7 protein-coding genes and 1 other annotated feature (1 of these 8 only partly in view) are annotated in these 9,309 nt (G+C 34.0%); all 7 genes read left to right on the top strand.

Features of this window, described 5'->3' with window-relative positions:
* Window positions 1–107 precede the first annotated feature (107 nt).
* The 7 genes from BN38_RS04180 (at window position 108) to BN38_RS04210 (ending at window position 8,422) form a co-directional block, all read left to right on the top strand.
* Complete coding sequence (locus BN38_RS04180; protein ID WP_044565744.1) at window positions 108–1,496, top strand: ABC transporter substrate-binding protein; 1,389 nt, start codon at window positions 108–110, stop codon at window positions 1,494–1,496.
* Window positions 1,493–2,290, top strand: coding sequence for a carbohydrate ABC transporter permease (locus BN38_RS04185; protein ID WP_230197722.1), 798 nt, complete (start codon window positions 1,493–1,495; stop codon window positions 2,288–2,290). Before BN38_RS04180 ends, BN38_RS04185 begins: the two co-directional genes overlap by 4 nt.
* A 45-nt stretch (window positions 2,291–2,335) precedes the next feature.
* Window positions 2,336–3,217 carry a carbohydrate ABC transporter permease gene (locus BN38_RS04190; RefSeq protein ID WP_084593745.1) on the top strand — a complete coding sequence of 294 codons (882 nt, stop codon included), beginning with the start codon at window positions 2,336–2,338 and terminating at the stop codon, window positions 3,215–3,217.
* A gap of 3 nt (window positions 3,218–3,220) precedes the next feature.
* On the top strand, window positions 3,221–4,468 hold the full coding sequence (locus BN38_RS04195; RefSeq protein WP_084593746.1) for an ABC transporter ATP-binding protein: 1,248 nt from the start codon (window positions 3,221–3,223) through the stop codon (window positions 4,466–4,468).
* Between the two features lie 204 nt (window positions 4,469–4,672).
* Window positions 4,673–5,629: an ABC transporter ATP-binding protein gene (locus BN38_RS04200; RefSeq protein WP_044565746.1), complete on the top strand. Its 957-nt coding sequence runs from the start codon at window positions 4,673–4,675 to the stop codon at window positions 5,627–5,629.
* Window positions 5,630–5,637: 8 nt separating this feature from the next.
* Complete coding sequence (locus tag BN38_RS04205) at window positions 5,638–6,774, top strand: ABC transporter substrate-binding protein (RefSeq protein ID WP_044565747.1); 1,137 nt, start codon at window positions 5,638–5,640, stop codon at window positions 6,772–6,774.
* A gap of 1 nt (window position 6,775) precedes the next feature.
* On the top strand, window positions 6,776–8,422 hold the full coding sequence (locus BN38_RS04210; RefSeq protein WP_044565748.1) for an ABC transporter permease: 1,647 nt from the start codon (window positions 6,776–6,778) through the stop codon (window positions 8,420–8,422).
* Between the two features lie 499 nt (window positions 8,423–8,921).
* Window positions 8,922–9,309, top strand: a sequence feature (mutual gap in cmsearch alignment for this rRNA model is longer than 100); it runs 1,156 nt beyond the window's last position.

Genomic DNA, 9,309 nt, shown 5'->3' on the forward strand with positions numbered 1-9,309 from the left:
ATAAAAAAATATAGTCAACTAAATTTACGTAAAATTTACAAATAATATAAATATTTTTAACATAGCTAGCCTATAATACAAAGGTAATAAAACTTATTGGAGGAACTATGTTAAAAAAATTTGTTAGTAGACTAATGCTAATTTTAATGTTTGTTACACTTGCCTCTTGTGCAGGACGTAATGACAAGCAAACAGACACACCAAAGGATGGTGGAGCTACAAGTAGTGAAACTAATACAAAGGATGATAAGAAAACTTCTAGCCAAGATGGAAGAACAACCATAGTATTTTGGCACTCTATGGGTGGAAATCTAAATGATGCTATTGATCATCTTGTTGATGAGTATAACAGTTCTCAAGACAAGTATTTTGTAAAAGCAGAATTTCAAGGGGAATACGATGATGCTTTAACAAAAATTAGATCATCTGCTTCAGGAAAAGATGTAGGCGCGGATGTCGTTCAAGTATTTGAACTTGGAACAAGATATATGATAGATTCTGGTCTAATCAAACCTATTCAAGAATTTATCGATGAAGAAAAATACGATACATCACAATTAGAAGATAATCTTCTTGCTTATTACACAGTAGATGGCAAACTAAATTCTATGCCATTTAACTCATCTACACCGCTTTTGTATTACAACAAAGATATGTTTGACAAAGCAGGTGTAAAGCCACCAAAATCTTTGGAAGAAATGATGACAGTTGGCAAGAAATTAAAAGAATCCAAAGTTACAGAAATGCCAATTTCATTTAGTGTTTATGGTTGGTGGATCGATCAATTTATGAACAAAGAAGGTCTTGATATTTTTGATAATGAAAATGGTAGAAAAGCAAATCCAAGTAAGACAGTATTTGAAGACAACAAGGGAATTCTAAATGTTCTTAAACAATGGAAGGCGCTAGAAGATGAGGGGATTGCACCAAATGTTGGCAAACAAGGCGGAATACCAGAATTTAACTCAGGAACAAGCGCTATGACTTTTGCTTCAACAGCATCATTAACTCAAATTCTTTCAGAAGTTGGCGATAGATTCGAAGTTGGAACTGCATATTTCCCAGCTGTAAAAGATTCAGATAAAAACGGAGTTTCAATCGGCGGAGCTTCCCTATATGCCCTTAACTCAGGCGATGAAGAAAAAATGAAGGGCGCTTGGGACTTCATAAAATTCCTAGTAAGCGTCGACTCTCAAATTTATTGGAATGCAAATACAGGATATTTCCCAGTAAATAAGGGAGTTCTTGATACAGATGAATTTAAAGAACTAATTAAAAAATCACCACAATTTGAAACAGCTATAGATCAATTGCATGATTCAAAGCCAGAAGATCAAGGTGCACTTGCAACAGTTTACCAAGAATCTCGTCAAATCATGGAAAAATATATAGAAGAAATGCTAAATGGAAATACTTCTCCAGAAGATGCAAGTAAGGCTATGGCAAAAGAAATAGATGAGGCTTTAGAATCTTATAACAAGGTTAACAAAAAATGAAACAATACAATAATAAAGCCTATTTATACATGCTACCAGCATTGGCTTTCTTAACAGTTTTTGTATTTTATCCATTCGTACAGACTATAATTCGTAGTCTGTACGCTACGGATAATATGGGAGCCAATACTATCTTTATTGGATTTAAAAATTACTCTGACCTTTTGTCTTCTCCATCTTTTTGGAATAGCTTAAAAGTCAGTTTTATTTATGTAATTATAGTAGTAGCCATAGGAGTTTTGCTAGGCTTTGCAACAGCTTTGTTGTGTAGGGTAAATTTTCCTGGCATTAGAGTCTTTTCAGCTGCGTATTCTCTTCCTATAGCCATTGCCTCATCTGGTATGGCCTTGGTCTTTAAGGTAATGCTTAACCAATCTGTGGGAATATTAAATGTAATTCTTAAAACTAACATCAATTGGCTAGCAGATCCAAAATGGGCTTTGATAAGTGTTGGCGTATTAACAGCTTGGCTAAATTCAGGTATGAATTTTTTGTATTTTTCATCAGGACTATCTGGAATTGACGATAGTTTGTATGAGGCGGCATCTATTGATGGAGCAAACAGCTTTAATCAATTTAGACACGTTACCTTACCATCAGTTAGACCGATAATGTTTTTTGTAGTAGTTACAAATATCATCAATGCTTTTCAATCCTTTGGTCAGATCAAACTTCTTACCCAAGGTGGGCCAGGGGAAGCTACAAATGTAATAGTTCATGATATCTATAAAAATGCTTTTATGAATTACAGATACGGCTACGCTTCAGCAGAATCAGTGGTTCTTTTTTTATAGTCATGATATTAACCATAATAGCTTTTAGGTCAAATGGAGATAAAAATGCAAGTAAGTAATAATAGCATATCATTTTTAAAAAGCTTAAATAACAAAAAAACTCTTAAAAAAGAAAGCCTTGATACAGGTAAAATCATTAGGCTTATTTTAAATGTAATAGTTGTAATATTTGTACTATTTCCAATTATTTACGCCTTTGTAATGAGTGTAAAACCAAGCCATGAATTATATGACAAAACTTTTTTTACAGCTAATCCCACTTTACAAAATTACAAGGACGTATTTAAAATTGCACCCATAGAAGGCTACATTATAAACTCACTTATAGTTTCTGTAATAATAACTGCATTTCAAATGGTAACAGCCATTCTTGCAGCCTTTGCTTTACATTTTTTGCATTTTAAGCAAAAGGGACTATTATTTGCAATAATTATGGCTACAACTATGATTCCTGGAGAAACAACAATAATTTCAAATTTTCTAATGATTTCAGGCTGGGGTTTTCAAGATTCCTTCTTCGGACTTGTTGCGCCATATCTTACAAGCGCCATGGGAATATTTTTGTTTAGACAAGCTTTCAAAACATTTCCAATGGAAATTTATGAGGCAAGCAAAATTGACGGTGCAAGTGACTTAGGTTTTATATTTAGAATACTAATTCCTCTATCAAAGCCAACAATTGGAGCCCTTGCAGTTCAATCATTTTTGGGTGCATGGAATATGTACATGTGGCCACTATTGATAACTGGAGCTGATAGTTATAGAACAGTACAAATTGGTATTTCTATGCTAAACTCAGCCGATGCTCAATCCATGCTTTTGATGATAGCAGGAGTTGTAGTTTGTATGATACCATCTTTAATAATTTTCATGTTTGCTCAAAAAAACATGGTAAAAGGATTAACGACAGGAGCGGTAAAGGGTTAGAATATGGCAAAAGTAAAATTAGAACATGTATATAAAATTTATGAGAATGGATTTGAAGGAGCAAAGGATATAAATCTTGATATCAATGATAAGGAATTTATTGTTTTAGTTGGCCCATCTGGATGTGGTAAATCAACTACACTTAGAATGATAGCAGGTCTTGAATCTATATCTAAAGGTGACTTATATATTGATGATGTAAGGATGAATAAGGTAAGTCCTAAAGATAGAGATATAGCAATGGTATTTCAATCCTATGCCCTATATCCACACAAGACAATCAGGGAGAACATGGGTTTTGCCCTAAAAATGCAAAGGTTGGATAAGCAAACTATCAATAAAAAGGTAGAAGAAATTGCAAAAATACTTAAACTTGAAGACCTTTTGGATAGAAAACCTGCCCAGTTATCAGGTGGCCAAAGACAAAGGGTGGCCCTTGGTAGAGCTATGGTAAGGAATCCAAAAGTATTTTTATTAGACGAGCCCTTATCAAATTTAGACGCAAAGCTTAGAGTCGAAATGAGAACAGAAATTGTTAGACTTCATAAAGAATTGAACACAACATTTATTTACGTTACCCATGATCAGGTAGAAGCGATGACTATGGGGGATAGGATAGCAGTGCTAAATAAGGGTGAAGTTATCCAATTTGATACACCACTAAATCTATATTATAGACCAAAAAATAGATTTATTGCAGAATTTATTGGATCTCCAAAGATGAACATTATAGAAAGCAAGCTAACTAGCGATCAATCAAATTATTTTGTAGAGATATTTGGAAAAAAGATCCAACTTCCAGCCTTTAAAGTTAAAGATTTAAGTAATTATAGAGGAAATGATGGTAAAATTCTTTTGGGAATCAGACCAGAAGAATTCTCCTATGATAAAGAATCGCAAATACTAGTAAACTTTGATAACGTTGAATACATGGGTTCAGATACCTACGGTTATATGTTGTGTGAAGACAATGATGTTGTAGTAATGAGATTTAACTCGCAAGACCCTATAGTCTCTAATAAAGAGATGCCGATTTCTATTAATATGGACAATATATATATATTTGATCCACTGACAGAAGAATGTATATCTTATCCAAAAAAAAGAGGGGATGCAGATAAGATGAATTTAATAATATCTTTAAATGAAGATAATAATGATAATATTTATTTGGATAAAGATAGTTCATATAATAGTGACGGAAGATTCGAAAGGTTAAAAAATAAGGAAAAAATAGAAAAAACCTATTAAGTGTAGTTCTTAGTAAGTATTCTATAAATTTGTTGAAATGTCAAGATATACTTATTTAATTTGGATGTATGTAAATCTATTTTAAGTAAGTATACTTTTTTATTTGTTAAATCCCGTAATTTACTTAGAATTTACAAATGTTTAACGAAAAACAAACAAAATAAATATATAATTTTCTAGCAATGTATATTGTAAGGAGAGTGTATGAAAATATTTTTAAAAAATATTAACAAGAAATTCTCGGAAGCTTTCAATATAAATAATCTTAATCTTGTTATTGATGATAATTCTTTTACAACTTTGCTTGGGCCATCAGGTTGCGGGAAAACTACCGTTTTGAGGATGATATCAGGACTTGAAATTCCAGATTCTGGAGAAATTTTATTTGATGACAAAGTTATCTTCTCAAGTGATAAAAATATAAACATTCCTCCAGAAAAGCGTGGGCTAGGTTTCGTATTTCAAGATTTTTCTCTCTGGCCACATATGAGCGTTTATGAAAATGTGGCTTTTCCATTAAGAGCAAAGAGAGATACTGAAAATCTAGATCAAAGAGTAAAAGATGCACTAAAGACTGTAAGGCTTGGTGAATACATGGATAGGCTGCCAAGGGAGCTTTCTGGAGGCCAACAACAAAGAGTGGCCTTTGCCAGAGCTATTTCTGATAATCCAGCTTGTGTATTATTCGATGAGCCTCTATCAGCGCTTGATGCTATTCTTAGGGAAGAGATGCGCCTTGAGATTACAAAAATTGTAAAAGATATGGGCCAAACTGCAGTTTTTGTAACCCACGATCAAGAGGAGGCCATGAGTATGTCAGATGAGATTATTATTATGAACAATGGGCAGGTAGAACAAAAGGCAAGCCCAGAGGAAATTTATAAAAATCCAAAGACAGATTTTGTGGCTCGTTTTATTGGCAAATCAAATTGGATTGATAAGAACAAAATGATTAGGCCTGAAGAATTTAGCGCTAATCCATCTGAAGCTCTGGAAGAATTTGAAACGGAAGTAATATCATCACAATTTTTGGGAGATTCATACATAATTTACCTTGACTATCAGGGGAATAATTGGTCTTACCACTCAAATAACGGTATGGAGGCTGGAGATAAATTAAATCTTTACGCCGATAGAAACAAAATTATAGAATTTAATTAGGAGAGATTATGAAAAAAGTTCTTAATACCCTTATGGCTTTATCAATTGCAGCTAGCCTTGCTGCTTGCGGAAATGCTAACACAAATGAAGCAGCGGAAGAAAATAAGCCGGCTGAACAAACACAGAATGTAGAAGAAAATACTTCTGAAAAGACCGAAGATACTGAAAATAACCAAGAGGCGACAAAAGAAGAAAACACTGATGCTCCAGCAGAAACTAGCGAAGCAAATAAAGACCTTTCTGGAACAGTTACAGTTTATATGCCAAGCCCAAAGGGACTTAACGAAAAATATGTAGCTGCTTTTGAAGAAGAAACAGGAGTTAAAGTTGACCTTTTCGAAGGAACAACAGGTGAAATCCTTGCTCGTCTTGAAGCAGAAAAAGATAATCCAGTAGCTGATGTAGTAGTTCTTGCATCTTGGTCAGATGGCCTTGCAATGAAAAATGATGGAGGACTAGAAAGTTATGAAGCAAAAGATAGCGACAAACTTTATCCAGAATTCTTAGATGCTGACCACCAATTATTTGGCACAAGTGCATCAGCAGTAGGTGTTATCTACAATACAACAATTTATGAGAGCATAGATGCTGATTGGTCAGACTTTGCTGATGAAGCTTATAATGGTGACATTGCTATGCCAGATCCAGAAAAATCAGGTGCAGCAAAAGATTTCTTAGCGGGATATTTCTCAGAAAACAAAGATGACTGGAAAACTTGGGAAGATGTTGCAGCAAATGGTCTAACAATTCCAGGAGCAAACAAAGCAGCTCTTGAAGCTGTAACAACAGGTGAAAAAGGAATACTTCTTGCAGGTGTTGACTACAATGCTTACAAATCAATTGATGAGGGTGAACCACTAGCAATCTATTATCCAAAAAGCGGAACAGTAGTAAACCCAAGACCAGCTATGATTTTAAAAACATCTAAAAACATGGACAATGCAAAAGCATTTGTAGACTTCTTAATCTCAGATAAGGCTCAAGAATTAGTAGTGGATGCTTACTTACTTCCAGGTAGATCTGATATTACTACAGACAAGAGAACAAATGTAGGAGATATCCCACAATTTAAAGATCTTGACTGGGACTACATGCTAGAAAACGCTGATGACATTGCAGCAAAAATGAATTCACTAGTAAAGTAAAATGAAAAAAATAAAATCTAGTAATTATCTTATACTATTACTACTTTTATTTTTTATAGTAACACCCTTAGTAACGGTATTTTTAAGAGCGATCATCATTGATGGTCGCTTAAATTTTAGTCAAGCAGCAAATATTATCTTTACTAGCGATAATATAGTTACTATAAAGAACTCCCTACTTTTAGGAATACTGGTAGTAATAATGGCAACACTGATAGCAACACCTCTAGGGTTTATTTTTACAAAATCCAGACTAGCCAAACATAAGTGGCTAGAAATTGTATTTATGATACCTTTTATGACTCCACCCTATATACTATCTATGGGTTGGATACTATTCTGCCAAAAAAGAGGACTGTTCCAGCAACTTTTCCCATCTACAGGTAATTTTTCTGAGAAATTTTTCTCTCTATTTGGACTTGTAATGGTAATGAGCCTCCATATTTTTCCCTTTATAACAAATATCTTGAAAAATTCAATCGGCAATATTAGCGCAAACTTGGATGAATCAGCAAAAATAAGTGGAGCAAGTCTAGCTTACAGATTAAAGAAAATAGTCTTTCCGCTTCTAACAGGCAACTATGCTATAGGCGTGCTTTTGGTATTCATCAAAACTTTATCTGAATATGGCACACCTGCAACGATTGGACGAAGAATAGGATTTTTGGTATTTACAACAGACATCCACAGATATGCAAGTGTTGCACCAATCGATTTTGGAAAAGCAGCAAGCCTATCATCTATACTTGTTGTTATATGTATGATAATGAGAATGGCCCAAAATAGAATTACAGAAAAAAACACCTACAATTTGCTAGGCCAAAAATCAGCACGAATAAAAGATATGAATCACCCAATCATATTTGATATCTTATCGGCAATCTATCTTTTGATATTAATAATATTTTCAATTGGAATTCCATATTTTTCCATAATAGCAACCTCACTAATCAATCTAAGGGGCTACGGACTACAAAAAGGTAATTTTACTACCAAACATTATATAGAACTCTTTGAAAATAGGTCAGCTGCCAAAAGAGCTCTACTAACTAGCTTTGGCCTAGGTATAGGCACAGCAATAATATGTGCAATTATAGGAACATATATAGTAGTTACTTTATATAAGCAAGGAAAATGGAGAAAGTATCTAGAAAATATAGCAATATTACCAGAGATGATTCCAAGTATAGTGTTTGTAATAGGTCTTATGATATTCTGGAATAAGATTTATAATATTGTGCCACTATATAATACTTTAGGATTTATGGTTCTAGTTTATTCTGTAATGTATCTGCCTTTTACTATCCAATACGTATCATCAGCCATGATGCAAATAGGAGATAATATCCTCCAAGCTGGGAAAATATCTGGAGCAAGTAATGGATATATTTTTAGAAAAATCACACTGCCCCTAATAGCGCCAAGCATTAGTTCAGCAGCAATGATGACATTTATAATCTCATTTAGGGAGCTAGTGGCAAGCTCTATTATATCTCCTCCAAATGTTTTGACGGTATCAACTTTCATAACAAGTGAATTTAATCAAGGATCAGTATCAGTCGGCATGGCCATGGCGGTAATATGCGTTCTAATAACAACCACTTTATTAATAGTATTAAATGTAGTTCAAAATAAGAAAAGAAAATAATTTGACATAATTAAAAACACGTAGTAACATATTAAGTACAGCAAATAAAAAAAGCATTTGACATGTTATTTTGTATGTTGTATAATATATTCAATGCCACTTCAGTAGAAATAGCAAATTCTACTGAAAAAATTAAAAAATATCAAAAAATATTTGACATTCATTTTTAAAGGTGGTATTATATGTTTTGTCGTTAACAAGCGACAATGAACCAGATAGTTTTTAAACTATCTACATTTAAATAGTAATTAAACTTAATCAATTAATTTGAGTAACCTAAAATTGGCCAGTCCGGCCAGAAGAGGACATTTCGTGTCTCCACATTATGAGACCCACGGAGTGGTCGCAGGACGGAACGGCCGAGAAATGATTCAATCTATATAATATAGATGGATAAATTTAAATCACGCATTAATAGTAAGTTGATGTAAATGAAAAGAGTCATGATTAGATGACTTTCATAAAGAATTAAAACTACTATATAAGTAGTAAAAATATTTTTCATGAGAGTTTGATCCTGGCTCAGAATTAACGCTGGCGGCGTGCATAACACATGCAAGTCGAACGATGAAACTTAAAAGATTTCTTCGGAATGAACTTAAGTGGATTAGTGGCGAACGGGTGAGTAACGCGTGAGTAACCTGCCTTACACAAGGGGATAGCCTCTGGAAACGGAGAATAATACCCTATGATATTAATACTTCGCATGAAGCATTAATCAAAGTGTTAGCGGTGTAAGATGGACTTGCGTCTGATTAGCTAGTTGGTGAGATAACAGCCCACCAAGGCAACGATCAGTAGCCGGCTTGAGAGAGTGTACGGCCACATTGGGACTGAGACACGGCCCAGACTCCTACGGGAGGCAGCAGTGGGGAATTTTGCACAAT

Origin of the sequence: Anaerococcus provencensis (genome assembly GCF_000312365.2) — a bacterium.
Lineage (GTDB): Bacteria > Bacillota > Clostridia > Tissierellales > Peptoniphilaceae > Anaerococcus > Anaerococcus provencensis.

What these genes read in the sequence shown, in the direction of transcription:
- BN38_RS04180 (WP_044565744.1), top strand. Translation starts at nt 108, where the DNA reads ATGTTAAAAAAATTTGTTAGTAGACTAATGCTAATTTTAATGTTTGTT.
- BN38_RS04185 (WP_230197722.1), top strand. Translation starts at nt 1,493, where the DNA reads ATGAAACAATACAATAATAAAGCCTATTTATACATGCTACCAGCATTG.
- BN38_RS04190 (WP_084593745.1), top strand. Translation starts at nt 2,336, where the DNA reads ATGCAAGTAAGTAATAATAGCATATCATTTTTAAAAAGCTTAAATAAC.
- BN38_RS04195 (WP_084593746.1), top strand. Translation starts at nt 3,221, where the DNA reads ATGGCAAAAGTAAAATTAGAACATGTATATAAAATTTATGAGAATGGA.
- BN38_RS04200 (WP_044565746.1), top strand. Translation starts at nt 4,673, where the DNA reads ATGAAAATATTTTTAAAAAATATTAACAAGAAATTCTCGGAAGCTTTC.
- BN38_RS04205 (WP_044565747.1), top strand. Translation starts at nt 5,638, where the DNA reads ATGAAAAAAGTTCTTAATACCCTTATGGCTTTATCAATTGCAGCTAGC.
- BN38_RS04210 (WP_044565748.1), top strand. Translation starts at nt 6,776, where the DNA reads ATGAAAAAAATAAAATCTAGTAATTATCTTATACTATTACTACTTTTA.